This window comes from Ferrovibrio sp. MS7 (assembly GCF_038404985.1).
GTDB classification, from domain to species: Bacteria; Pseudomonadota; Alphaproteobacteria; order Ferrovibrionales; family Ferrovibrionaceae; genus Ferrovibrio; species Ferrovibrio plantarum.
On record NZ_JBBKBA010000002.1, the window covers coordinates 38,938 to 63,437 of the forward strand.

Consider the following 24,500-nt stretch of genomic DNA (forward strand, 5'->3'; position numbering starts at 1 on the left):
GTCTTACCGGCTACTCATCGGCCTTATCCGGCGACTTTCATCCCGGGCCCCAATACTCTCTTAAGCGGGCCCAAATCGATTTTGCCCGCCGCTGCATTCTGCGGAACGGCATCGCCATGGAAGCGCCGCTGTGCGTCGCACAGCACGCAATACCGATCATCCATGCCGCCGCCGCCATCCATATCCTGCATCAAAGTGGTGCCGATATGACGGCCCAACTGGCGATAGGCCTCGAACTGCTTTTCCGAGAAGAACTGATCTGCCGTGGTCTCCTGCGGAAACGCCGGGCTGGCCTCGCCATAGGCCCAGCTCGTCACCGGCATCGACTTCAGGCGTGTCGGCTTGACCAGGATGAGCAAGCCCTCCAGCACCGGCAGGTTGTCCACTGCTGGATAGCGTATGGCGCCAAGCGCGTAGCCCCTGTCGTTGAGCGCCGCATTCATTTCCTCCGGCGGGCCGAAATAGACCGAGACGCCGAAATCGCTGCGCGCCAGGGTGAGCGAATGGGCAAGGTCGCCGAATTGCCGCTGCTCGTCGGCGGCGGCATCAGACAGGATGATGCAGCGCACGCGGCGGCGGAATAATTCATAGAGGCCCATATTGTCGAAATGGCCGCCATCGGACACTTCGATGAAGTCGCCGCCGCTCTCCGAGGCGCCGCCATGGCAGAGGCTGGTGAAACCGGGATTCCACAGCGTCGCAATCGGACGCTGCACCTTGCCCGCCGCATCCTTCCGCACGCGGCTCGGCGCTGGCATCCAGTAACCAAGCCGCAGGTTCAGCCAGGTCATCAGCGTGGCAACGGCGGGGCTGCGCTGCAGCGCGCCGCCTTCGCCGGTATTCGGATTGGCCGCGGCACCCGAAATCGCCACCGCCGTGATGTAGGATAGCGCGCGGTCGCCCTCGCCGCCGATATAGCTTTCGGAATCGATCCAGCCGGTGGCATCGCTGCCGCAGAAGAGCGGCGAGAACAGGAAGCTGTCGCCGCCGCGCTGGCACAGCAACTGCTGCTCTGCATGCACCGCCACCAGGTTGGTGTTGATAAGCGGATAGAGATAGGGCTCGCCCTCTGCATCCGCTGACGGCTTGGCCGATACCAGGGAGAAGGTATCGGGATCATGCCACACCGAAACATTCAGCCCGATCTCCCGCGAGACGGTTTCCTGCTGGCTGCGCTTGGTCAGGCTGTTGAGGGCCTCGGTGAGTGGCTTTTTGCCGCGTCGGCGCCCCGCCAGCGAGTGCTTGTCGTCGCGCGATATCCAGGCGATGCCGTTGAACTCCGGCAGGAAAATCTCCATCAGTCGATCGCGGTAGAAACGGTGCATGGAGAGGAAATTCGGCCCCGGCAGACCCGGTGCCAGCCACCACACCACGAACGAACCGAGCAGCAGGATCACGGCGCCGCCAAGCGCCGCCCGCTGCATCGCCAGATCAACCGCATCCTCCACTGCCGCCACCGGCGCCCATCCCGCCGCGCCGAGTACAGTGCCGACAACCCATGAGCCGGCGGCATAGACCAGTAACAGCAGCGCCGCCAGGATGAGTATGGCGGCACCACGCAGCGCCAGGGCGCGCTGCTTCGGATTCAATTGGCTGAAAGTGGAAATCTTGGCCGCGATACCGCCCACCGCGGCAATGATCGCGGATACCAGACTTTGGCTGGCGACATCGGTGCCGGCGCCGAAAATCGGCGCGGCGGATATGAGGCCATGCAGGGTCGGCAGCAGGGTCGCCACCAGGGCGCCGAGATAGAGTTTCAGTTCCCATCCCGACTGCACCACCACGTTCAGCCGTGTTGCGTAATCATCCTGGCTGACGAAATCACGCAGGAAATAGGCAAAGGCCCAGAGCGTGGCAACAACCTGCACGACGATAAGAGCGGCCAGCCCGCCAAGGCCGGCGCGCGCCACGAAGGACGGTTCGAAACCGCAGGCACCGACCAGGCCCGCGAGCTTGGGGATGGCATCGCAGAAATGTTCGACGCCCCAGCCCACCACATAAGCCAATGCTGCCACAGCCACGAATCCCAGCAGCATCATCCAGCTATAGAACAGGAAGGAGGCGATGGCGCCGCGCATGGCATTGTAGCCCGCCGCCAGCAGATCGATGCGCTTGTTCGGCGCCAGGTAATTGGCGCGGCGGCGGATATGCGCCAGCAGCGAGTCCGCGCCGACCGGCAGATTCTTCTGTGGCGAGGGATCGAGCAGGAAATCTTTCGGGTCGAGGCCGGTGATATGGCGGCCCCAGTTCAGCGCCGCGCCAGCATAGCCGCCGCCGGAAACGGTGGAGAGATATTTGAACGCCTGCAACGCATCCGCCTTGGCAAAAGCCTGCAGCAGCCCGAGGGCGAAAGACGCCGAACGGATACCGCCGCCCGAGAGCGCCAGGGCACCGATCTCGGCCCCCGGCTTGATTTGCAGCAATTCTGCTTCCTGGCGCAGGAACTCTTCCGCGCCACACCGCGCCAGACTTTCGCTGTTCGTCATGCTCGCCCCCATGCCGCACCGGCCTCGCCTCAGGCCGGAACAGCATTATTCTGGGACGTTTTTCTATTTAATAAACCAAAAAATAGTATTTCTTATTGTATATACACGCCAATGGCTTAGCCTTTGGGCTTGAATTTCAGTGCCACGCCGTTCATGCAATAGCGGTCGCCGGTCGGCGCCGGGCCATCCGGGAATACATGGCCGAGATGGCCGCCACATTTGGCGCAGAGCACTTCGGTGCGGCGCATGAAATGGCTGTTGTCTTCTGTGGTCGCCACCGCGCCGTCCTTGGCCTGGTAGAAGCTCGGCCAGCCGCAGCCGCTATCGAACTTGGTCTCGGAGTCAAACAGCGCCGAGCCGCAGCCGGCGCAGAGGAACTGGCCGGCGCGTTTCTCATGGTTGAGCGGGCTGGTATGGGGCCGCTCGGTAGCGGCATGGCGCAGCACCTGATAGGCGGCGGCATCCAGCCGCTTGCGCCACTCGGCATCTTCCAACTGGATCGGAAAGGATTTCGTGTCGCGGTCGGCCATCGGCGCCCTCCTGCTGTGCCCAGCATATAGGGCGACGCCGTCCAGCGTTAAGAGCCAGGACCAGGAACCTGTACGTCAATGCTCCCCGTCATCCTCGCCCCAGCCGCGCCAGAGATCGAGAATCGCCACCAGCATCACCGCCAAGCCAAGACCGACATGCGGCAAGGCCGCCTGGCTGATGGGATAATAGCCGAACAGCCAGGGCGAGAGGCAAAGCCAGACGCCGAGGCCCAGATTGCCCCAGCCCTCCCAGCGATCCTGGAGGGTAAGCGTGAGGCCGGCCAGCGCGAAGACCAGCATGCCGATGATGACGCTGTTCATGGTGGCGCTGGCGAGGCCGGTGAAGCCGAAGCTCCAGGGCGACAGGCCGATGGCGACAGCCAACGCCAGCATTGCCCAGGCCTCCCAGGGCAGGCGTGTCTTGCGCGGCGGTGTGTGATGCAGCCCGATGCCGCGATGGTCGAAGCGATGAGGGAAGGAATGCAGTTTCGATAGCTGGCCCATGACGCACCTCCAGATGCAACATCCCGGAGGGATACTTCCCTCAGGGTCTGACCTTAAGGCTCGGCCTCAAGGTCTGGCAGTGCGGTGGCGGCTCCCCCAGCCGCGCCCCGCGAGCGCTGCCGGTGCAGGAGATATGACTCCCGATCACGGCAAAATCGTGGTGCAGGCGTGACTTGTTCGTGAGCGGGGCACCTCTCGCTGCCAGGCTGGCCGCCGACTTGTGATGGCCGTGTTTCGCCAATTAATACTACTCCTGATTATTTTGAATTAATTCGGTGCCCTTAGTCCTAAAACAACTATTGCGAGAAATAAACGGGCGTAAGACACTTCTATTTTTGGTAACTTGTTCCTGGGAATAGATCGGCGGGGGCTAGGATGCTTACGGCAATCAACAAGATTAAGGGCCTCGGGGTCTTTGGAGATTTTGCTGCAGCGGTGGATCTGCCCCCCTTCAAACGCTTCAACCTGATTTACGGTGAGAACGGCTCAGGCAAGACAACGTTGTCCAGGCTTTTTACTGCGCTTCAGACCGGCGCGCATGCAGACTACCCCGACCTCGACTATTCGATAACGACTGACGCAGGCACGCTGGCCAAGGGGCAGCCGAGCCCACGGAAAATCCGTGTTTTCAATTCGGACTATATCGAAGCGAACATAGGTCAGTTCAACGGACCGCTGAAGCATATCCTCATTGTTGGCCAGGAAAACAAAGAGCTCGCTGAAGAAATAAAGGCTGAACAGGCCGCGCACGACGACCGGAAAGCCAAGCTCGACGTCGAGACGGTGGCGCTGACAAAGCTTGAGACCGACAAGGGAAAGGCATTTTCGGCCATTGCTAAGACGATCGGCGAGGCGACGAGTGGGACAACTCTGCGTGGCTATCGCAAACCGGACGCAGAAGCCGCCTATAAAAAGCTGACGACGCCAAAGACATATTCGGAGGCCGAACTCGACATTCACCGAGTAACTATCCGTCAGGAACAGGCGGAAGCTGTGCCGCAGATTTCTCAGCCAAAGGTGAAGGCCAAGTCAGGCGCCGGAATAGACATTCAGATTGCGCTGAGCACGCTGGTCACGGCTACAGGAATTCTGACTCAGCGTGCGTCTCAGGTCGATGCGCTAAGCCGACTTGTCGAGAAGCCGGATATATCACTCTGGGTCGAGACCGGTTTGGAAATCCACCGCACGCATGAGTCGAAGGATTGCGAATTCTGCGGGCAGAAACTGCCGGAAGAACGGCTGAAAAGGCTTTCTGAGCATTTCAGCACTGCGGACCAGCAACTGAAGACTGAAATCGAAGCAGAGATTAAAACGGCACATGATATCAACGCAGCTATCTCCAGCGTCCAGATACCACCGAAGGCGGGCCTTTTTTCCGAGATCCGGGAGGATTTTGAAGCTACAGCCCAGGAATTCGAGACCGCAAGGACCAGTGCACTGACTGCAGTAAGCAAAGTGGCGGAGATTCTATCGAAAAAGCTGACCGAACGCTCGAAGCCGTATGCTATCGAAATCGCCGTGGATACTACGGCTTTATTCCAGTCTCTGGATAAGGTCAGAGCGCTAATTGACAGGCACAATGCCAAATCGGCTGATTTCGAGGCGCAGAAAAAAGCAGCTAGGCACGCCATTGAAACGCATTATCTGTCGTCCATCGCGCCGCAGGTGAGAGAGTTCGACGAAAAAATAGACGCCACGCAGAACACTATCAAAAAGCTGAGGGACGGCGCCGCCGATTTAGGAGACGCTCGCAGTCTTGATGAGCTGCTGAAATCCATTAGCGAAAAAAAGGCGAAGGTATCAAGCGCGCACGCTGGTGGAGCTCAAATGACCAGCAAGCTCAATGCTTTTCTTGGCCGTACAGACCTGACATTTGATTCGGGCGATGACGGATATCGACTAAAGCGCCGGGGGAAACCTGCGCGGCGGTTAAGCGAAGGCGAGAAGACTGCCATCGCCTTTCTTTACTTCATTGTGCAACTTGGTGACCAGGACTTCGATATCAAGGAAGGCATCGTAGTCATTGACGACCCAATATCCAGTCTAGACGCAGCAGCAATATTCCAAGCATTTTCTTACTTGAAAAATGCGGTCAAGGAAGCCAAGCAGGTTTTCCTGTTCACCCACAACTTCGATTTCTTGAAGCTATTGCTAAATTGGCTTGACCACGGAGCCAAACAGAATCAACGCTCTTATCTTATGATTGTCTGCACAGAAGCGGCAGCCGGAAGAAGCTCACATCTCATGAAGCTTGACCAACTTCTTGTTGAGCATCCGACCGAGTATCATTACCTCTTCAAACTTCTATACACGTTTGAGTCGGACGGCACGATTCAATCGTCCTACAACATTCCAAATATTGCCAGGAAACTGCTGGAGACGTTTCTCGAATTTCATGTCCCATCCAATGAGAATCTGTACAAGAAACTCGATAAACTAAAATTTGACGACAACAAAAAAACCGCCATCTACAAGTTCACGAATGACCTATCACACATGACGGGCAAAGGCTTCGACCCAGCCCTCGTCGCCGAGACGCAGAAGAACACGACTTATCTTCTTGAGATGATAAAAGCGGTTGCACCCGACCATTATGATGGTCTCGAGCGTTTAGCTAAGGGTGCATCAGCACTGTAGGCTCTTGCTGCTCACTGATAGCCACGGCTTCCTGAGTTCCACTGGGAAGCAGCAATTGCACCTTCGAAACTTCTGGTGTCGGCGTGTCCGGACTCCGTGGCGAACCACCCTGGTGACGCCCAAGGCGTTACCACCCAAATGTGACCGCTGTCATCAAAATTTAGCTTGTTCAAAATTAAATTGTGCGCTATTAATTATCCCGTCAGACAGCAACGGCCCTTGAACTGGGGGCCACCCAACAGGAGACCGACCATGACCCCGCTTTACACCACCACCGCCACCGCCACCGGCGGCCGCTCCGGCCGCGTCACCTCGGCCGACGGCATCATCGACATGACGCTGGCGATGCCGAAGGAACTCGGCGGCCCGGGCAATGCCGCCAATCCGGAAACCTTCTTCGCCTCGGGCTATGCCGCCTGCTTCCAGGGCGCGCTGGGCCTGGTCGCCCGCGGCAAGGGCGTGACCCTGCCGGCCGGCAACACCGTCACCGTGACCATCGGCATCGGCAAGGATGAGACCAGCTTCGGCCTGAACGCCGCCATCGTGGTGCATTTGCCGGGCCTAGACCAGGCCACCGCCGACGCGCTCGCCCATGCCGCGCATCAGGTCTGCCCGTATTCCAAGGCGACCCGTGGCAATATCGACGCCACCGTGAAGGCGACGGTCTAAGTCCCATTCCGATCCACGATACCGCGCCGGGCTTCTTGCGGAGCCCGGCGCCAATCGGGGAGGCTATAGCCATGTCCGCCGATTCCAATCTCAAGCTCGACGCCCAGCTCTGCTTCGCGCTCTATGCCGCGTCCAACGCCATGACCCGGCTCTACCGCGACAAGCTGGAACCGCTCGGCCTCACCTATCCGCAGTATCTGGTGCTGCTGGTGCTGTGGGAGCAGGACGGGCTGCCCGGCCCCGGCCTCACCGTGAAGCAGCTCGGCGAACGGCTGCATCTCGATTCCGGCACCCTCACCCCGATGCTCAAGCGCATGGAAATTGCCGGCCTGCTGACCCGCCAGCGCGACGGCCAGGACGAGCGCCTGGTGCGCATTGCCCTCACCCAGGCGGGCCGCGACCTGAAAACCGGCGTGGCGGCGATGAAAGAGGGGCTGTCCTGCCTGCTGCCGCTGCCCGACCGCGACATTGCCCGGCTGCGCACCGAATTGCAGGGGCTTACCAATAGCTTGCAGCAATTCATCCCCAAATAACTCACAGCCTTTTCATCAAGCTATAATAGAAATATCAACATATAGATCGCCCCAATATTAAAGGCACTACATGTTGGGTTTACCTATTGCTCCGAAGAATCCCAGTTGCAATAATGGATTGACGACGAATCAAACCATTATCAGTGCGCTGTCACGGGGATTCCATCATGCCGCTTCTCGACGCCAAACCGGTCTACAAGCCCTTCCAGTATCCTTGGGCATATGAGGCCTGGATGACGCAGCAGCGCGTGCATTGGCTGCCCGAGGAAGTGCCGCTGGCCGATGACGTGAAGGACTGGCAGAAGAAGCTCACCCCGGGCGAGAAGAACCTGCTGACGCAGATCTTCCGCTTCTTCACCCAGGCCGATGTGGAAGTCTCGAACTGCTACATGAAGCATTACGCGCGGGTGTTCAAACCCACCGAAGTGCAGATGATGCTGGCCGCCTTCGCCAACATGGAGACGGTGCATATCGCCGCCTATTCGCACCTGCTCGATACCATCGGCATGCCCGAAGAAGAATACTCGGCCTTCCTCCGCTACAAGGAGATGAAGGACAAGTACGACTACATGCAGCAGTTCGGCGTCGAGACCAAGGCGGATATCGCCAAGACGCTGGCGGTGTTCGGCGCCTTCACCGAGGGCCTGCAGCTTTTCGCTTCCTTCGCCATCCTGCTGAACTTCCCGCGCTTCAACAAGATGAAGGGCATGGGCCAGATCGTGTCGTGGTCGGTGCGCGACGAAACGCTGCACACCAACTCGATCATCCGCCTGTTCCGCACCTTCGTTGAGGAAAACCCGGAAGTCTGGACCGAGGAATTCCAGCGCGAGCTTTATGTCGCCTGCTCCACCATCGTCGATCACGAGGATGCCTTCATCGACCTCGCCTTCGAACTCGGCGGCGTGCAGGGCCTCTCCGCCGATGACGTGAAGAACTACATTCGCTGGACCGCCGACCGCCGCCTGCTGCAGCTCAACCTGCAGCCGATGTACCGCATCGCCAAGAATCCGCTGCCCTGGCTGGATGCGATCCTCAACGGCGTCGAGCACACCAACTTCTTCGAGAACCGCGCCACGGAATATTCCAAGGCCTCGACCCAGGGCTCCTGGGAGGATGCGTTCGCGTAAAAGCGGCTGGCGCATCGATAAGACGAAGGGCGGCTGCCACACAGCCGCCCTTTCTTTTTCTCTTTCTTTGTCATTCCCGCGCCAGCAGGAATCCCATTTCACGTCGCGTAAGCCCCGCTTGCCGCCCGCCGGCCGGGCGCGCATACTGGCGCCATGACTACGCTGGAACTCTCACCCCGCATCGCCGCCCGCATCCGCCGCAAGCTGCGCAATGGGGCCTATGCCGATGCCGACAGCGTGGTGGCCGAGGCACTGCGCCTGCTGGACGAGCGGGACAAGCTGGAGAAGCGTGACGTGGCGCTGGGCTTCGAGCAATTGCGCAAGGGCGCTATATCCAAGCGTTCGATGGAAGACATTATCGCCCTGGCCAATAAGCGCCATGCCCGGAAGTCGCAGCCGAAACGCTAGGCCCAGCGCAACGATCCGCTATAGCCGCGCGGCTGAGCGGGATTTACTCGGTATTTGGGATTTCATCAGCGCGCAGAGCGGCACGGCTCAGGCCGATGCGGTGTTGCGGCGGATCGAAAAGGCGCTCAAGCGCCTGGAACGCTTCCCCCATCTCGGGCGCTCCCGCCCTGAATATGGGCCGAATGCCCGCAGCGCCGTGCAGGAAAGCTGGATCATCTACTATGATTTGATCCGGGAGAAACGCTCGATCCTTGTCGCCCGTATCCTGCATGCAGCCCGCGATCAGGCCGCTGTGCTGGAGCAAGGCAAAGTCTAAGCCAGGATATCCACCGCGCGGCGGCGCTGTTCCAGTTCGGTGCGCAGGCTGACGCCGGCAGTGGCCTGCTGCAGCTGGGCCTGGGCGAAAAGCTGGGCGGCGGCGGCCATGGCGTCGGCGTCGAGGCCGCCCTCGGCGACGAGCTTCACCGCCTTGGTCAGGCGGGCTTCGGCCTGGCTGAAGGCCGCGAGGCTGGATCCGATGCTGTCGATCATGGCGCCAGGATAATCCGCCGCTGCGCCCGGCTCAAGCAAGTCTTGACCGCTTTATGTTCCTGTTATATTCTTTATTATACCTCACCCTGCATACGCGGCTAGGCGATGCTCTGGTAGGTGATGCTTTGGCAGGTAATGCTGGCTGCCGGCCTTTCGCCGGTCGGCGCGCTTTGTCGTGCCGGGCAGGCCGGTAGAGCCCGGAAAAAGCCTTGTGACAAAATCGCCGGAATGTCCGGGAACAAACGGGAGTAAGTGGGAAGCGAAACGAAGCGTGGCGAAGCAGCATGACGCGCCCGCGATGTTCTGCTATTTCACCGCCAAGCAGCCACCCGAACAAACTAGCCGCCTCCAACGATTGGCAGATGGAGAAAAGCCCGCCATGGCCCAAAGCCAGAGCCCGAACCAGAGTCCGCTCCCGCCCGCCTCTGCCACCGCTGCCTCCCCCGGTCCCTCGGCCAGCCCGGTTCTCGCGCTGCTGCCCATCCCCATCGATGCCTGGCGCCAGGGCAATACCGGCATTCCCTTCGCGCATCGCCTCGACTCCGGCAAGCCCGGCCCCAGCGTCACCATCACCGCGCTGATCCATGGCAACGAGGTCTGTGGTGCCCATGCGCTGGACCTGCTGCTGCGCAGTGGCTTCCGCCCGCTGGTGGGCAAGCTGACGCTGATCTTCTGCAACATCGCCGCCTATATGCGCTTCGATCCGCAGGAGCCGACCGCCTCGCGCTTCGTGGATGAGGACATGAACCGCGTGTGGAGCGAGGATGTGCTGCGCTCCTCGCGCAGTTCTGTGGAACTGGAACGCGCGCGCGAGATCGAGCCGCTGATCCGCGACACCGATCTGCTGCTGGATATCCATTCGATGCAGACGCCCTCGCCGGCGCTGATGCTCTCGGGTCCCTTGCCCAAGGGCCGTGAGCTTGCCCGCGCCGTCGGGGTGCCGAATTTCGTCGTCGCCGATGAGGGCCACAAGGCCGGCAAGCGCATGCGCGATTACGGCGATTTCAGCAATCCGGCCAGTGCCAAGAACGCGCTGCTGGTGGAATGCGGCCAGCATTGGGCCGCCGACAGCCGGCCGATGGCGATTGAAACCATGCTGCGTTTCCTGAAAGCCGCCGGCCAGGCCGATGATGCATTTTTGGCTCAGCATGGCGTGGCACCGATGCCGGCGCAGACGCAGCATTTCGTCGAAGTGACCGACGCCGTCACCATCGAGAGCAACGAATTCCGCTTCATCGGCGAATTCACCGGCCTGGAAAGCATCGCGCAGGCTGGCACCGCCATCGCCCAGGATGGCCCGGTGACGATCCGCACCCCCTATGACGATTGCGTGCTGATCATGCCGACGCGGCGGCTGAAAGCGGGCCAGACCGCGGTGCGGCTCGGCCGGCGGCTCTCGGCCTAAGCCAGCTTGATCCCGTGGCAATAGCCCGCCCCACCCCGCAACTGACGCCGAGGCTGATCGCCGCCACGGCCTTCACGCTCGGCGTGGGCGCGGTGGGCGGTGCGCTGTTCCTGTGGCTGCGCGTGCCGCTGGCCTGGATGCTCGGCGCCATGTGCTTCGTGGCGCCACTGGCGCTGTTCGGGCGGCCGAAGCGGCTGCCGGTGTTTGTCGACATGCGGCTGCGCGAGCTGATGGTCACGGTGCTCGGCGTCATGCTCGGCTCGGCCTTCACGCCGGAAATGCTGCGGCATTGGAGCGAATGGCTCGGCCTGATGGCGCTGATGCTGGTCTATGTGCCGATCGCCACGGCGGTCTGCTACTGGGTGTTCCGCAAGGGCGGCAACCTCGATCCGGTGACCAGCTATTTCGCCGCCACGCCGGGTGGCTTGCAGGAAATGACCATGGTGGGCGAAGCCATGGGCGGCAATGCGCGCTCCATCGTGCTGTGCCACGCCATCCGCATCTTCGTCACGGTGATGACGATTCCCTTCTACTTCCGCCTCGTCGAAGGCTTCTATGTGCCGCCGATGACGCCCGGCCCCGGCGTCAGCGCCATGGCCCTTGATGACGGCCTGCTGCTGGTCGGCTGCGGCCTGGTCGGCTGGGCACTGGCGCGGCGGCTGAAGCTGCCGGCCTCGCAATTGCTCGGGCCGATGATCTGCTCGGCTTTCGTGCATCTGATGGGCTGGTCGGCGGCCAAGCCGCCGCCGGAAATCGTCGCCATCGCCCAGGTCGTGGTCGGCTGCTCGCTCGGCTGCCGCTTCGCCGGCACGGCTTTGCGCGAAGTCGGGCGGCTGGCCAAGCTGGCGCTGATCTCGACGCTGGTGATGATCGCGCTGGCGGTCGGCCTCACCACGCTGGCCGCCGGGCCGCTCGGCTTCTCGCGCGAGACGCTGATCCTGGTGCTGGCGCCGGGGGGCCTCGCGGAAATGAGCCTGGTGGCACTGGCGCTCGGCGTCGAGGTCGCCATCGTTTCCTCGATGCACGTGTTCCGCATCATGGTGGTGGTGGTGCTGGCGCCACAGGCATTCCGCCTGTTCAAGCTGAAGGCGGATTAGCGCCCAGGTCTTTTACTGCCTAGGCGCGGGCCAGGATGAACAGCCGGCGGAACGGAAACAGCGTGCTGCCATTGGTTTCCTTCGGGTAGGCTTTCGCGATGCGGGCGCGGTAATCGGCTTCGAAAGCGGCGCGCTCCTCGCCCGCCAGCGCATCCAGCAGCGGCTTCAGCGCAGAGCCCTTGGTGAATTCCGCCACCGGGTTCTCGCCCGTCAGCACCTGGGTATATTCGGTTTCCCAGATATGCAACTCGGCCACCTTGTCGTGCAGCAAACGCCAGTAGAAACCCGGCTCGGAAACCGGGTTGCGCCGCAGCAACGGCAGCAGCTTCGGCGCCCAGGGGCCAGCCTCGGCGGCGGCCAGGATATTGGTATGGGACGGGGCGGCGAAATTGCGCGGCATCTGCACCGCCATGTAGCCGCCGGGCTTCACGGTCTTGAGCAGACTCGGAAACAACGTCTCATGGCTGCCGAGCCAATGCAGCGCGGCATTCGAGTAAAGCAGGTCCACCGGTTCGGCCGGCCGCCACTCGGCGAATGACGCTTCGACATAGCTGGCTTGCGGGTATTGTGCGCGCGCCTTGGCCAGCATTTCCGGGGAGGAATCGACGCCGGTGATTTTGGCGTCCGGCCAGCGGGCCAGGAACAGCGGCGTCAGGTTGCCGGCGCCGCAGCCCATATCCACAACACTGGCCGGGCTGGCGAGCGGCACGCGCTGCAACAGGTCGATGGCGGGCTGCAGGCGTTCGCCGGCAAATTTCAGGTATTGCGTCGGGTCCCAGGTCATGCCACTAGCGTACTAGAGGAAACGGTTTCGCCAAGGGATTTCGGGATGAATTCTTCTCAAGCCGCCATCACTTTCGATCAACCCATGCAGCTTACCGGCATGCGCGTGCTGCCCGAGCATATCGATGCCAACGGGCATATGAATGTCGGCTATTACAACGTCATCTTCGATCAGGCGCTGGACAAGCTGTTCGTGCCGTTCGACCTCGACTGGAGCTACGTGCAGCGCACCAACCTCTCCACCTTCGTGCTGGAGACCCATGTCTGTTATCTGCAAGAGGTAGTGGAAGGCGATGAGCTGCGCTTCAGCTTCCAGCTCCTTGGCGCCGATGCCAAGCGGCTGCACTACTTCATCGCCATGCATCACGCCGAGAAAGGCTATCTCGCCGCGACATCCGAACAGGTGCTGGTGCATGTCGATCTCGGCACGCGGCGCTCGACGCCCTTCCTGCCAGAGCATCAGGACTTGTTCAGCAAGATGCTCGAAGGCCATGCCAAACTGCCCAAGCCGGAACAGGCCGGCCGCAGCCTGGGGCTGACGAAGAAATAAGCTAGAGCTAGAGCTAGAGCTTGATCTCGACTTCGACGAAGGCCATCGGCGCGCTGCCGGCGTTGATCACGTCATGCGCCACGCCCTTGGGCCGCGAGTAGCTGCCGCCCGCCTGCATCTCGACCATGCTTTCCGCGCCATCGGCACCGATGATCCTGAGCCGCGCATCGGTGAGATAGGTCACCACATAGGGATATTCATGCACATGGTGGCCGGTGGCAGCGCCCGGCGCGAAATCCCAGCGCGTCACCCGCACGCGCTCATCATCCACCTGCTGGGTCGGTACGGCTTGCGGCATGGCAGTCTCCTGAGCTTTGTTCAAACCAGATAAGCGGGGTTCAAACCGGATCGGCGGGCTTCTTCTGGCGCTGCGAGTAAGGCGGGCGTTTCGGCCGGCCGAGTGCCAGCGCCTTGATCATGCCGCGCAAGGTCTGCACTTCCTGCGCCGCCATCGGGATGCGCTGCAGCAGGTTACGCAGGTTGCGCAGGATGGCCTCCTTCTTCGGCGCGATATTGTGGAAGAAGCCGGCTTCCTCCAGTTCCTCGGCGAAGTGGCGGTAAAGCCCCTCCACTTCCTCCTGGCTGGCCCAGCCGCCATAGGCGTTGTCGAGCACCAGAGGCGCCGTGGTATCCGCTGCCGTGAACCATTCATAGCCGATCAGCAGCACGGCTTGCGCCAGGTTCAGCGACGAGAAGCCGGGATTGAGCGGCACGCTGATCGCCACATCGGCCAGAGCCACATGGTCGTTATCGAGTCCGGTGCGTTCCGGGCCGAACAGAATGCCGACGCGGCGGCCTTCCGCCATGTCGGCGCGCATCATCGCCGCCGCCTCGCGCGGTGTCGCCACCGGCTTCATCATGTCGCGGTGCCGTGCCGTGGTGGCATAAATGCGGTGCATGTCGGCCACCGCATCGGGCACGGTCTTGAACAGGCTGACCGCATCCAGCACCGGATCGGCGCGGCTCGCCAGCACATAGGCCGCCGGGTTAGGCCAGCCGTCGCGCGGGTTCACCAGGCGCATCTCGGTGAGCGCGCAATTCAGCATGGCGCGCGCCGCCGCGCCGATATTCTCGCCAAGCTGCGGCTCCACCAGGATCACCGCCGGGCCGCGATGCAGCGGCCCCGGCGGCGCCAGGTCTCCCAGTTTCGGCCGATGCGTGCCGGCCATTGCTTCAGAGGCGTGAAGCGGGTGCGCCGTCGCGCAGCAGCTTCCAGTTGATGCTATCCATCAGCGCCACGAAAGCCGCATCGACGATATTCGGCGACACGCCCACCGTGGCCCAGCGGTTGCCCTGGCCATCAGCGCTCTCGATCATCACGCGCGTGGTCGCCTCGGTGCCGCCATTGAGGATGCGCACCTTGAAATCGACCAGCCGCAGATCATCGAGATAGCTCTGGAAGCGGCCCAGATCCTTGCGCAGGGCATGGTCCAGCGCGTTGACCGGGCCGTTGCCTTCCGCCACCGAGAACAGGGTCTCGCCATCCACGTTCAGCTTCACCGTGGCTTCCGACACGGTGACGAGTTCGCCCTTGGCATTGAAACGCCGCTCCACCATGACGCGGAAACTGCGCACGCGAAAATATTCCGGCAACTGTCCCAGCGCGCGCCGCGCCAGCATCTCGAAGCTGGCCTCGGCACCATCATAGGAATAGCCCTCGGATTCGCGCTGCTTCACTTCTTCGAGCAGGCTGCCAAGGCGCGGATCGGCGGCATCATACGGGATGCCGGCTTCATCCAGACGCACCAGCAGGTTGGAGCGCCCCGCCTGGTCCGACATCACCACATGGCGGCGGTTGCCGACGGTTTCCGGCGGCACATGCTCGTAGGTCTTGGGGTCCTTCATCACCGCCGAGACATGCAGGCCGCCCTTATGCGCGAAGGCCGAGGCGCCGACATAGGCGGCATGGCGGTTCGGCGCCCGGTTCAGCAGCTCGTCCAGCACGCGGGAAGTAGCCGTGAGATGGGTCAAGTCCTGCTCGCTCAGGCCGATATCGACATGCTCGGCGAACCAGGGCTTGAGCATCAGCGATGGGATCAGGGCGATCAGGTTGGCATTGCCGCAGCGTTCGCCAAGCCCGTTCAGAGTGCCCTGCACCTGGCGCACGCCGGCCTTCACGGCGGCGAGCGTGTTGGCCACCGCATTCTCGGTGTCGTTATGGGTATGGATGCCAAGCCGGCTGCCATCACCAAGCTTCTGCACCACTTCGCCGACGATGCGCTCGACCTCGTAGGGCATGGTGCCGCCATTGGTGTCGCACAGCACCGCCCAACGCGCACCGGCATCCAGCGCGGCCCGAAGGCAATCCAGCGCGAAGCCGGGATTGGCCTTATAGCCATCGAAGAAATGCTCGGCGTCATACATCGCCTCGCCGAAACGGGCATGGGCGGCAGCGATGCTGTCGGCGATCAGTTCGATATTCTCACTGAGCGGGATGCCGAGCGCGATATCGACCTGGAAATCCCACGACTTGCCAACCAGGCAGGCGGCATCGGCCTGGGCGTTGAAGATCGCGGCGAGGCCTGGATCGTTGGCTGCCGAGCGGCCGGGCCGCTTGGTCATGCCGAAAGCCACGAATTTGGCCCGCTTCAACGCCGGCTTGGCGGCGAAGAATTCGGTGTCGGTGGGGTTGGCGCCCGGCCAGCCGCCTTCGATATAGGCAACGCCGAGTTTGTCCAGCGCCTTGGCGATGCTGCGCTTGTCCTGGGTGGAGAAATCCACGCCCTGGGTCTGGGCGCCATCGCGCAACGTGGTGTCGAAGAGGTAAACGCGGTCCTTACCGGTTTTGGTGGAATTGCCGGTCTTGGTGGAATTGGAGGTGGTCATGATGGGGTCGGGTCCCGGAATGCATTCGTAATCGGATAGCGACGATCCCGGCCGAAATTCCGGGCCGTGATCTTCACACCGGGCGGCGCCTGGCGGCGCTTGTATTCCGCGATGTACAGCAAATGCTGCACGCGGCGCACCACCGCTTCAGGCTGTCCGCTGGCCACGATCTCAGCGACGGAGAGTTCCCGCTCCACCAGCATTTCCAGGATCGCATCAAGCTGCTCGTAGGGTGGCAGGCTGTCCTGGTCGGTCTGGTCCTCGCGGAGTTCCGCGCTGGGTGGCCTGGTGATAATTCGTTCGGGTATCACCCGGCCTTCCGGCCCCATCGCGTCCATTGGAATATGCTGGTTGCGCCAGCGCGACAGCTCGAAGACGGTCATCTTGTACACGTCCTTGAGCACGGAATAGCCGCCGCACATGTCGCCATAAAGCGTGGCATAGCCGACGCTCATTTCCGACTTGTTGCCGGTGGTCAGCACCATATGGCCAAACTTGTTGCTCAAGGCCATCAGCGTGACGCCACGGATGCGGCTTTGCAGATTCTCTTCCGTCAGGTCGCTGTTGCGGCCAGCGAAGGCCGGCGCCAGCATTTCACTGAACGCAGCAACACCCGGTTCGATGGGAATAGTCTCATAGGTGCAGCCGAGCGCACGCGCGCATTCGGCGGCGTCATCCAGGCTGATCTGCGCCGTGTAGCGCGAGGGCAGCATCACACAGCGCACGCGGTCGGCGCCCAGCGCATCGACGGCCACGGCAGCGGAAAGCGCGCTGTCGATACCGCCCGAGAGGCCCAGCACCACGCCCGGAAAACGGTTGGCATTCACATAGTCGCGCAAACCCAGCACCATGGCACCATAGATCGAGGCCAGGCGGTCGAGCGGCTTGGCAATCGTGCCCTTGGCGCAAGCCCAACCCTCGCCCTCGCGGCGCCAGTCGGTGATGGCGATGTCTTCGACGAATTCCGGCTGGCGCAGCGCCATGCTGCGGTCGGCATTGAGCACGAAAGACGCGCCGTCGAAGACCAGTTCATCCTGCCCGCCGACGCGGTTGAGATAGATCAGCGGCAGGCCGGTCTCGACCACGCGGGCAACGCCGAGCGTCAGGCGCTGGTCCCATTTGCCGGCCTCGAAGGGCGAACCGTTCGGCACGATCAGCAATTCGGCGCCGGTCTCGGCCAGGCATTCGGCCACATCCGCCGACCACATATCCTCGCAGATCATGACGCCGAGCCGCACGCCGCGGAACACCATCGGGCCGGGCAGCGGCCCGGCGGCAAAGACGCGCTTCTCGTCGAATACACCATAATTCGGCAGGTCGTATTTGTAGCGCACCGCCACGATCTCGCCGCAATCCAGCAGCATCGCGGCATTGTAGAGCTTGCCGCCATCCACCCAGGGCGACGACACCAGCAGACCAGGGCCGCCATCCTTGGTCTGTGCCGCCAGCGCCCGCACCGCCTGCTCGCATTCCCGCTGCACCGCCGGGCGCAGCACCAGGTCCTCCGGCGGGTAGCCAATGATGCACAGCTCCGGCAGCACCACCAGGTCCGCCCCCTTGGCGGCAGCCGCCGCCCGCGCCGTCTCGATACGGCGGCGGTTGCCGGCGATGTCCCCCATCACGGCATTGGTCTGGGCCAGGGCGATTTTCAGGGAATTTGTCATGGTGCTAGACACTTAACGCCACGACAGGCTTACCGCAATGCCCGGCTTGGGGTAGTCTGTCCGACAAATCAACCAGGGAGGAAATCATGGCCAAGAACCTGAATGTTCTGATGAAGCAGCATCCCACGGGCTGGGTGACGGAAGCCGATTTCGAGGTGGCGGAACGCCCGATCCCCACCCCCGGCCCCGGCCAGTTGCTGGTGCGCAACATCTGGCTGTCGCTGGATCCCTATATGCGCGGCGTGATGGATCCGGGCCGCTCGTATCTCGCCAAGCTCCAGCCCGGCGACCCGATGATCGGCGGCACGGTCGGCGAGGTGATGCAATCCGACAACCCGAAATTCCCAGTCGGCAGCTATGTGGTGGGCAATCTCGGCTGGCGCGGCTATGGCGTCACCGACGGCACCGGCCTGGTGCAGATCGACCCGCGCATCGCGCCGCTTTCCACCTGGCTCGGCGTGCTCGGCATGCCCGGCGTGACGGCGCATTACGGCCTGATGCAGATCGGCAAGCCGAAGGAAGGCGAGACCGTGGTGGTTTCCGCCGCTTCCGGCGCGGTCGGTGGCACAGTGGGCCAGATCGCCAAGATCAAGGGCTGCCGCGTCGTCGGCATCGCCGGCGGCAAGGCCAAGTGCGACTATGTGGTGAACGAACTCGGCTTCGATGCCTGCATCGACTACAAGGCGCCCGATATGGAAGCCGCCTTCCGCGACGCGACGCCGAAGCGCGTTGATGTCTATTTCGAGAATGTCGGCGGCAAGATCATGGAAATGGTGTTTGGCCGGCTCAACACCTTCGCCCGCGTGCCGCTCTGCGGCATCATCAGCCAGTATAATCTCACTGAGCCGGAAGGCTTCACCGGCATGCGCCACATGCTGGTGAACCGCGCCACCGTCACCGGCTTCATCATCTCCGACCACATGCCCTACTGGCCGGGCGCGATCCAGGAGATGGCCGGCTGGATCAAGGCCGGCAAGCTGAAATACAAGGAAGACATCGCCGAAGGTCTGGAAGCCGCACCGGCCGCCTTCGTCGGCATGCTGGCGGGCAAGAATTTCGGCAAGCAGCTTGTGCGCATCGGGCCGGATAAGCTGTAATCAGCCCAAGAAAGTCATACGGAGGAAACCCATGCTTACCCGTCGCCATTTCGTCCAGGCGGGCGCCGCCACGGCCGCGCTCACCGCCCTGCCCGGCCTCTCGCGCGCTCAAACCTGGAATCCGACCCAGACCGTCACCATGGTGGTGCCTTATCCGGCTGGCGGCCCGACCGACGCGCTCGCCCGCCTGGTGGGCCAGGAAATCGCCAAGGATCTCGGTCAGCAGGTGATCGTTGAGAATGTGCCCGGTGGTGCCGGCGCCATCGGCTCGGTGAAAGTGGCGCGCGGCCCGGCGGATGGCCATATGCTGCTCACTTCCACCAACCAGACCCATGCCACCAACATCTCGCTGCTGCCCAATGGCGGCGGCTATGATCCGGTGAAGGATTTCGCGCCCATCGCGCTGCTGGCCGACCTGCAGCATATCCTGGTGGTGAAGAACGACCTGCCGGTGAAAAACTTCGCCGAGTTCCTGGCCCTGGCCAAGGCGCAGCCCGGCAAGCTGAATTGCGGCTCCACCGGCCCGGGCTCGGCGTCGCATCTGGCGCTCGAATTGTTCAAGGTGAAAGCGGGTGTCGACCTCACCCATGTTGCCTACAAGGGTTCGGCGCCGTTGCTGCAGGACCTGCTCGGCGGCCATGTCGATTGCAGCTTCGCCACCACGCCCACGGTGCTCGGCCAGGTGCAGACGGCTAAGCTGCGCGCCATCGCCGTGGCCTCGCCGAACCGCTCGCCGCATCTGCCCGAACTGCCGACCATCGCCCAGGGTGGCGTGGCCGGCGTGGAAGCCGATGCCTGGCTCGCCATCTTCGCCCCGGCCGCGACGCCGGCCGCGGCGCTGGCACGCTATCGCGGCCTGGTGCTGGAAGCGATGAAGAAGGACAGCGTGCGCGAAACCTTCACCAAGCAGGGCATGACGGTGAATGTGCGCGATGCCGACAACTTCGCCAAATTCCAGCAGGAAGACATCAAACGCTGGGCCGAGGTGATCCGCGTGGCGAATGTGAAGGCGGAGTAGGCATCGGAGGATCGTCATGTCCCGCGCATGACACCTCTCTTTGCATCGTCATGCCCAGGCTTGGCAAGGGCATCCCTCGCCAGGACACATACCGAGGCCGAGCGGCCGAGCAATTCAGGATCAAGCCGGCAGGCGATCTCGGCGATCTGCGCTGCCGATGCGGCGCGGTAGCGCTTGCACGGCTGCAGCTCGCCGGGAAAAGCCGGATTGGCCGCCAGGTCATCGCCCTGGCTGGCCACCAGGCTGCCGAGTTCCACCGGCTCCTAGCGCGCCGACGCGGCGCCCTGAAGGCGTGATTGCGACTTCGGGGAAAGGCGCTATACTGGCAACCGTCGATGGCGCCCGCCCCTCTTGGGGAGCAGGTATCCCAGGGCGGGGCTGATCCGCCGCTTGAAACCGTGGTTGTGACGCGGGCCCGTCGACCCACTGCCCACTCACCGTACCAAGCCGGGTCCGTGGTCGCGTAAACCGACACAAGGCGGTCGCGGCCATTGAGATGCCCGCATCAAGTGCGGGCATGACGAGGTATTTGGAATACCCTACTTCACCTTGCGCAGCAGGAATTCGCGGCCGACCTTGACGCTCGGCACGCCGTCATAGGCGACGATATCCGCCGTGGCGTAGGTCTCGGTCCAGTTATCCGGCAGATACGAGCCGGTGCCGACAATGTCGATCGGCGCCTTGACGCTGGCCATCACCTTGCACTTCGCGGCATTGAAGCCGGACGAACCAACGATCTTGACGTTGAGATAGCCGGCCTTGTCGAGTGCGGCGCGCATATGGAAGATCGCAGCAGCCGAGACGCCGGTGCCGACCATCCAGCGCAGTTCCGCTTCCGAGCGGTATTGCCGGATGGCGTTCGGCACATGGCGGTCGAGTACCTGATACGAGCTCTGCGGATCGAGGCCCTCGATATAGCGGCTGCCATGGGTATCGAGCCGCACCTGCAGGCGGCCTTCGCGCGCCAGTTCCGGGAACCGGGTGCATACCGCCAGCGCATCGGTAACTTCCTGGCCATAATAATCGACCAGCACGGTCATCGGCTCGGCCGGGAATGTTTCGTGATACAGCTCGGCGGCGCGGAGCGTGGAGCCGGCATAGCCGATCAGGGCATGCGGCATGGTGCCGAAGCCCTTGTCGTTGCCGAAATAATGCGCGGTGGCATCGGTGGCATTGCCGATGAAACCGGCGGCGCCGACATCGCGCCGCGCGGCGCGGCTGCCCACGCTTGCGGCATAGGCCATCATCTCAGCCATCTCGGCACCAGCGCAATGGCGCGCATCCATGGCGAGGAAACGCACCTTCGGCAGATCGCAGCACATCGAATAGGCGTTATAGGCAGCAACGCAGGCGGCGCCCAGCTTCTGCAGATAGATGGTTTCGAGATCGACCAGCTGCGCCATCGGGCCGGAGAGATAGACCAGCGGCTCGCCGGCACCGACCCAGGTGCCTTCCTCATGCACCAGCTCGATATCGAAATGCACGCCGCGCGCGGCGGCGACCTTCTGCAGCCATTCCACCATCAGGCGCGGGCAGAAAATCACCGGGCGGCGCATGAACACCGCATAGGTGACAGTCTTGTCGCCGAAATGCTGCACCACCTCTTTCGTCTTCTTGAAATAGGTGTCGGTGCGCGTTTCGATATCGCGTTCCAGCTCGGCGGCCAGCGCCGGGCCGACGAATTGGGTGACGTCAGTCGGCTTCGGCTGCATGGCGGATGGTGCGGTTGTTGCGTTCCAGTTTCAGCATCTCGGCGACCAGGAAGGCCAGCTCCAGCGACTGCGAGGCGTTGAGGCGCGGATCGCAATGGGTGTGGTAGCGGCTGGAGAGATCGTCGTCGCCAATCGCCTGGGCGCCGCCCATGCATTCGGTGACATCCTGACCGGTGAGTTCGAGATGGATGCCGCCGGCATGGGTGCCTTCGGCCAGATGAACCTCGAAGAACTGCCGCACTTCGGACAGCACGCGGTCGAACGGCCGGGTCTTGTAGCCCGAGGTCGAGGTCAGCGTGTTGCCATGCATCGGGTCGCAGGACCACACCACATGGCGGCCTTCCTGGCGCACCTTGCGCACCAGCTTGGGCAGGAAGGTCTGCACCTTCTCATGGCCCATGCGGCCGATCAGTGTCAGGCGGCCGGGCTTGTTCTGCGGATTGAGAATGTCGATCAGGCGGATCAGTTCATCCGGATCGCTGGTCGGGCCGCATTTCAGGCCAATCGGATTGATCACGCCGCGCAGGAATTCCACATGCGCGCCATCCGGCTGCCGCGTGCGGTCGCCGATCCACAGCATATGCGCCGAAGTGTCGACCCATTCGCCCGACGTTGAATCGATGCGGGTCATCGCCTGCTCGTAGCCGAGCAGCAGCGCCTCATGGCTGGTATAGAAATCGACAGTGCGCAGTTCGGCAGAACGCTCCGGCGTGATGCCGCAGGCTTCCATGAAATCCAGGCATTCGCTGATGCGGTTCGCCAGGTCCTGCCAGCGCTCGGCTTCCGGGCTCTTGGCGACGAAGCCGAGATTCCAGCGATGGACTCTATGCAGATCCGCGTAACCGCCTTGCGCAAAGGCACGCACCAGATTCAGCGTCGCCGCCGCCTGGCTGTAGGCCTGCAACTGGCGGTTCGGATCGGGGATGCGCGCTTCCGGCGTGAATTCCATGCCGTTGATGATGTCGCCGCGATAGCTCGGCAATTCCACATCGCCGCGCTTCTCGGTATTGGCCGAGCGCGGCTTGGCGAACTGGCCGGCGATGCGGCCGACCTTCACCACCGGCAGGGCAGCGCCAAAGGTGAGCGCCACGGACATCTGCAGCAGCACACGGAACATGTCGCGGATATTGTTGGCGCCAAACTCGGCAAAGCTCTCGGCGCAGTCGCCGCCCTGCAGCAGGAAGCCACGGCCTTCGGCAACGCGGCCCAAAGCCGCGGTCAGGTTGCGGGTCTCGCCGGCGAAAACCAGCGGCGGATAGTTCGACAGCTTCTGCTCGACAGCGTTCAGCGCCGCCTGGTCCGGGTATTCCGGCACCTGCAGGATCGGCTTGCCACGCCAGCTATCGGGCGACCATTTACGCGCGTTCATTTCAACGACTCCCAAGACTCAACACATCCATACGCATACGAACGGATGCTGCACCGCGACAGAATAGGACTTTTCCACAGGCAGCGCCAGCCGCCTCGACTCGGGCGGCGGCCGAGCCGGGGAAAGCCTCAGATGGAGAAAATCTTGCCCGGATTCATCAGGTTATCGGGATCCAGGGCCTTTTTGATCGAGCGCATCACGCTCACCGCCTCGCCATGCTCGGCAATCAGGTACTTCATCTTGCCGCTGCCGATGCCATGCTCGCCGGTGCATGTGCCTTCCATGGAGAGCGCGCGCTGCACCAGGCGGGCATTGAGCCGCTCGGCTTCCTCGATCTCCTTCGGGTTCGCGCGGTCGATGACAAAGGCGAGGTGAAAATTGCCATCGCCGACATGGCCGACCAGCGGCGCGATCAGGAAGCTCTGCTTCAGGTCTTCCTTGGTTTCGAGGATGCAATCCGCCAGCCGCGAGATCGGCACGCAGACATCGGTGGCCCAGATTTCGCAGCCCGGCCGCAACGACTTCGCCGCATAGGCGGCATCATGCCGCGCCTGCCACAGCCGCGCGCGTTCCTCGGGCTTGGTGGTCCAGGAAAAATTCTGCCCGCCATTATCGGCGGCGATGGCCTGCACCAGTTCGGCCTGTTCCTGGGTGCCGGCCTCGGTGCCATGGAATTCCAGGAACAGAGTATCCTTCACCGGCATGTCGTATTTGGCATAGCGGTTGATGGCATCGACATGCAGGTCGTCGAGCAGTTCGATCCGCGCCACCGGAATGCCGCTCTGGATGGTCGCGATCACGGTCTTGATCGCGCCTTCCAGGCTATCGAAAGCGCAAACCGCCGAGGTGATCGATTCCGGGATGCCATAGAGCTTCAGTGTGATCTCGGTGATGATGCCGAGCGTGCCTTCCGAACCGACGAAAAGCCGCGTCAGGTCATAACCGGCGGCGGATTTCTTGGCGCGCTTCGAGGTACGGATGATGCGGCCATCGGCCAGCACCACGGTCAGCGCCAGCACATTCTCGCGCATGGTGCCGTAGCGCACCGCGTTGGTGCCGCTGGCCCGCGTCGAGACCATGCCGCCAATCGAGGCATTGGCACCCGGATCAATCGGGAAGAACAGGCCGGTATCGCGCAGGTATTCATTGAGCTGCTTGCGCGTCACGCCCGGCTGCACCACCACATCCAAGTCCTCGGCGTTGACGCGGAGGATCTTGTTCATCTGCATCACGTCGAGGCTCAAGCCGCCCTGGAGCGCACCGACATGGCCTTCCAGCGAGGTGCCGGCGCCATAGGGGATGATCGGCATGCCATGGGCGGCGCAGATCTTCACGATCTCGGCCACTTCCTCGGTGCTCTGGGCGAAGGCGACGGCATCGGGAAGCTGCGGCTGGTGCCAGCTCTCGTCCTTGCCATGCTGCTCGCGGATCGCCTGGCCGGTGCTGAGGCGGTCGCCCAGAAGTTGCTTGAGCGCCGCAATTGCCGCTTCGGTGGCGGTGGCGGACAGACGGGGGGCAGCGGCGGTGGCAGCCATGGGCGGGTTTCCTTCCGGT

At 62.6% G+C, this 24,500-nt stretch carries 24 protein-coding genes; 11 read left to right on the top strand and 13 right to left on the bottom strand.

Features of this window, described 5'->3' with window-relative positions:
* Positions 1-23: 23 nt before the first annotated feature.
* The 3 genes from V6B08_RS13550 to V6B08_RS13560 form a co-directional block, all read right to left on the bottom strand.
* The gene (locus V6B08_RS13550; RefSeq protein ID WP_341981740.1) at positions 24-2,486 is read right to left on the bottom strand and encodes a patatin-like phospholipase domain-containing protein; all 2,463 of its coding nucleotides are present in this window, start codon (positions 2,484-2,486) and stop codon (positions 24-26) included.
* 116 nt (positions 2,487-2,602) lie between these two features.
* Entirely contained in the window at positions 2,603-3,016 is a 414-nt protein-coding gene (gene msrB, locus V6B08_RS13555; protein WP_341981742.1) for a peptide-methionine (R)-S-oxide reductase MsrB, read from the bottom strand.
* A 75-nt stretch (positions 3,017-3,091) separates the two neighbouring features.
* Positions 3,092-3,520 carry an SPW repeat protein gene (locus V6B08_RS13560; RefSeq protein WP_341981744.1) on the bottom strand — a complete coding sequence of 143 codons (429 nt, stop codon included), beginning with the start codon at positions 3,518-3,520 and terminating at the stop codon, positions 3,092-3,094.
* Between the two features lie 375 nt (positions 3,521-3,895).
* On the opposite strand from V6B08_RS13560, the gene V6B08_RS13565 reads away from it, so the two are divergent.
* The 6 genes from V6B08_RS13565 (at position 3,896) to V6B08_RS13590 (ending at position 9,210) form a co-directional block, all read left to right on the top strand.
* Positions 3,896-6,157, top strand: coding sequence for an AAA family ATPase (locus V6B08_RS13565; RefSeq protein WP_341981745.1), 2,262 nt, complete (start codon positions 3,896-3,898; stop codon positions 6,155-6,157).
* 252 nt (positions 6,158-6,409) lie between these two features.
* Complete coding sequence (locus V6B08_RS13570) at positions 6,410-6,826, top strand: Ohr family peroxiredoxin (RefSeq protein ID WP_341981747.1); 417 nt, start codon at positions 6,410-6,412, stop codon at positions 6,824-6,826.
* A 71-nt stretch (positions 6,827-6,897) separates the two neighbouring features.
* Positions 6,898-7,359, top strand: a complete 462-nt coding sequence (locus V6B08_RS13575) for a MarR family winged helix-turn-helix transcriptional regulator (RefSeq protein ID WP_341981749.1) — start codon at positions 6,898-6,900, stop codon at positions 7,357-7,359.
* Positions 7,360-7,526: 167 nt separating this feature from the next.
* A complete protein-coding gene (locus tag V6B08_RS13580) occupies positions 7,527-8,486 on the top strand; it encodes a ribonucleotide-diphosphate reductase subunit beta (protein WP_341981751.1) in 960 nt (319 codons plus the stop codon).
* 153 nt (positions 8,487-8,639) lie between these two features.
* Positions 8,640-8,894 carry a hypothetical protein gene (locus tag V6B08_RS13585; RefSeq protein WP_341981753.1) on the top strand — a complete coding sequence of 85 codons (255 nt, stop codon included), beginning with the start codon at positions 8,640-8,642 and terminating at the stop codon, positions 8,892-8,894.
* Positions 8,866-9,210: a type II toxin-antitoxin system RelE/ParE family toxin gene (locus V6B08_RS13590; RefSeq protein ID WP_341981755.1), complete on the top strand. Its 345-nt coding sequence runs from the start codon at positions 8,866-8,868 to the stop codon at positions 9,208-9,210. The genes V6B08_RS13585 and V6B08_RS13590 overlap by 29 nt, the downstream gene beginning before the upstream one ends.
* On the opposite strand, the gene V6B08_RS13595 is transcribed toward V6B08_RS13590, so the two are convergent.
* Entirely contained in the window at positions 9,207-9,464 is a 258-nt protein-coding gene (locus tag V6B08_RS13595) for a hypothetical protein (protein ID WP_341981757.1), read from the bottom strand. The two genes, V6B08_RS13590 and V6B08_RS13595, sit on opposite strands and share 4 nt — an antisense overlap.
* A gap of 340 nt (positions 9,465-9,804) precedes the next feature.
* Here V6B08_RS13595 and V6B08_RS13600 point away from each other — a divergent pair, with 340 nt between their 5' ends.
* Together V6B08_RS13600 and V6B08_RS13605 are read left to right on the top strand one after the other, a co-directional pair.
* Complete coding sequence (locus tag V6B08_RS13600; RefSeq protein ID WP_341981759.1) at positions 9,805-10,830, top strand: M14 family metallopeptidase; 1,026 nt, start codon at positions 9,805-9,807, stop codon at positions 10,828-10,830.
* A 14-nt stretch (positions 10,831-10,844) separates the two neighbouring features.
* Positions 10,845-11,927 (top strand): AbrB family transcriptional regulator, encoded by a 1,083-nt coding sequence (locus V6B08_RS13605; protein ID WP_341981761.1) that lies wholly within the window; start codon positions 10,845-10,847, stop codon positions 11,925-11,927.
* 19 nt (positions 11,928-11,946) lie between these two features.
* On the opposite strand, the gene V6B08_RS13610 is transcribed toward V6B08_RS13605, so the two are convergent.
* Positions 11,947-12,711: a methyltransferase domain-containing protein gene (locus V6B08_RS13610; RefSeq protein ID WP_341981763.1), complete on the bottom strand. Its 765-nt coding sequence runs from the start codon at positions 12,709-12,711 to the stop codon at positions 11,947-11,949.
* Positions 12,712-12,756: 45 nt separating this feature from the next.
* Between V6B08_RS13610 and V6B08_RS13615 the strand changes: the two genes are divergently transcribed.
* The gene (locus tag V6B08_RS13615; protein ID WP_341981765.1) at positions 12,757-13,260 is read left to right on the top strand and encodes a thioesterase family protein; all 504 of its coding nucleotides are present in this window, start codon (positions 12,757-12,759) and stop codon (positions 13,258-13,260) included.
* A 13-nt stretch (positions 13,261-13,273) separates the two neighbouring features.
* Here the strand turns inward: V6B08_RS13615 and V6B08_RS13620 are convergent, their stop codons facing one another.
* The 4 genes from V6B08_RS13620 to V6B08_RS13635 are packed head-to-tail and all read right to left on the bottom strand — an operon-like array spanning position 13,274 to position 17,750.
* The gene (locus tag V6B08_RS13620; RefSeq protein WP_341981767.1) at positions 13,274-13,558 is read right to left on the bottom strand and encodes a cupin domain-containing protein; all 285 of its coding nucleotides are present in this window, start codon (positions 13,556-13,558) and stop codon (positions 13,274-13,276) included.
* 40 nt (positions 13,559-13,598) lie between these two features.
* Positions 13,599-14,429, bottom strand: a complete 831-nt coding sequence (locus tag V6B08_RS13625; RefSeq protein WP_341981769.1) for an RNA methyltransferase — start codon at positions 14,427-14,429, stop codon at positions 13,599-13,601.
* 4 nt (positions 14,430-14,433) lie between these two features.
* Positions 14,434-16,086, bottom strand: coding sequence for a citramalate synthase (cimA, locus tag V6B08_RS13630; RefSeq protein WP_341981771.1), 1,653 nt, complete (start codon positions 16,084-16,086; stop codon positions 14,434-14,436).
* Positions 16,083-17,750, bottom strand: coding sequence for an NAD+ synthase (locus tag V6B08_RS13635; protein ID WP_341981773.1), 1,668 nt, complete (start codon positions 17,748-17,750; stop codon positions 16,083-16,085). Before V6B08_RS13635 ends, cimA begins: the two co-directional genes overlap by 4 nt.
* A gap of 86 nt (positions 17,751-17,836) precedes the next feature.
* Here V6B08_RS13635 and V6B08_RS13640 point away from each other — a divergent pair, with 86 nt between their 5' ends.
* Together V6B08_RS13640 and V6B08_RS13645 are read left to right on the top strand one after the other, a co-directional pair.
* Positions 17,837-18,847 carry an NADP-dependent oxidoreductase gene (locus V6B08_RS13640; RefSeq protein WP_341981775.1) on the top strand — a complete coding sequence of 337 codons (1,011 nt, stop codon included), beginning with the start codon at positions 17,837-17,839 and terminating at the stop codon, positions 18,845-18,847.
* Positions 18,848-18,878: 31 nt separating this feature from the next.
* The gene (locus V6B08_RS13645; RefSeq protein ID WP_341981776.1) at positions 18,879-19,865 is read left to right on the top strand and encodes a Bug family tripartite tricarboxylate transporter substrate binding protein; all 987 of its coding nucleotides are present in this window, start codon (positions 18,879-18,881) and stop codon (positions 19,863-19,865) included.
* 14 nt (positions 19,866-19,879) lie between these two features.
* On the opposite strand, the gene V6B08_RS13650 is transcribed toward V6B08_RS13645, so the two are convergent.
* From V6B08_RS13650 to V6B08_RS13665, 4 genes are all read right to left on the bottom strand, one after another.
* Positions 19,880-20,122, bottom strand: a complete 243-nt coding sequence (locus tag V6B08_RS13650) for a hypothetical protein (RefSeq protein ID WP_341981777.1) — start codon at positions 20,120-20,122, stop codon at positions 19,880-19,882.
* A 282-nt stretch (positions 20,123-20,404) separates the two neighbouring features.
* Complete coding sequence (locus tag V6B08_RS13655; protein WP_341981779.1) at positions 20,405-21,577, bottom strand: nicotinate phosphoribosyltransferase; 1,173 nt, start codon at positions 21,575-21,577, stop codon at positions 20,405-20,407.
* A complete protein-coding gene (locus V6B08_RS13660) occupies positions 21,558-22,946 on the bottom strand; it encodes a class II 3-deoxy-7-phosphoheptulonate synthase (RefSeq protein WP_341981781.1) in 1,389 nt (462 codons plus the stop codon). The genes V6B08_RS13655 and V6B08_RS13660 overlap by 20 nt, the downstream gene beginning before the upstream one ends.
* Positions 22,947-23,074: 128 nt before the next feature.
* Entirely contained in the window at positions 23,075-24,481 is a 1,407-nt protein-coding gene (locus V6B08_RS13665) for an FAD-binding oxidoreductase (RefSeq protein WP_341981783.1), read from the bottom strand.
* Between the last annotated feature and the right edge of the window lie 19 nt (positions 24,482-24,500).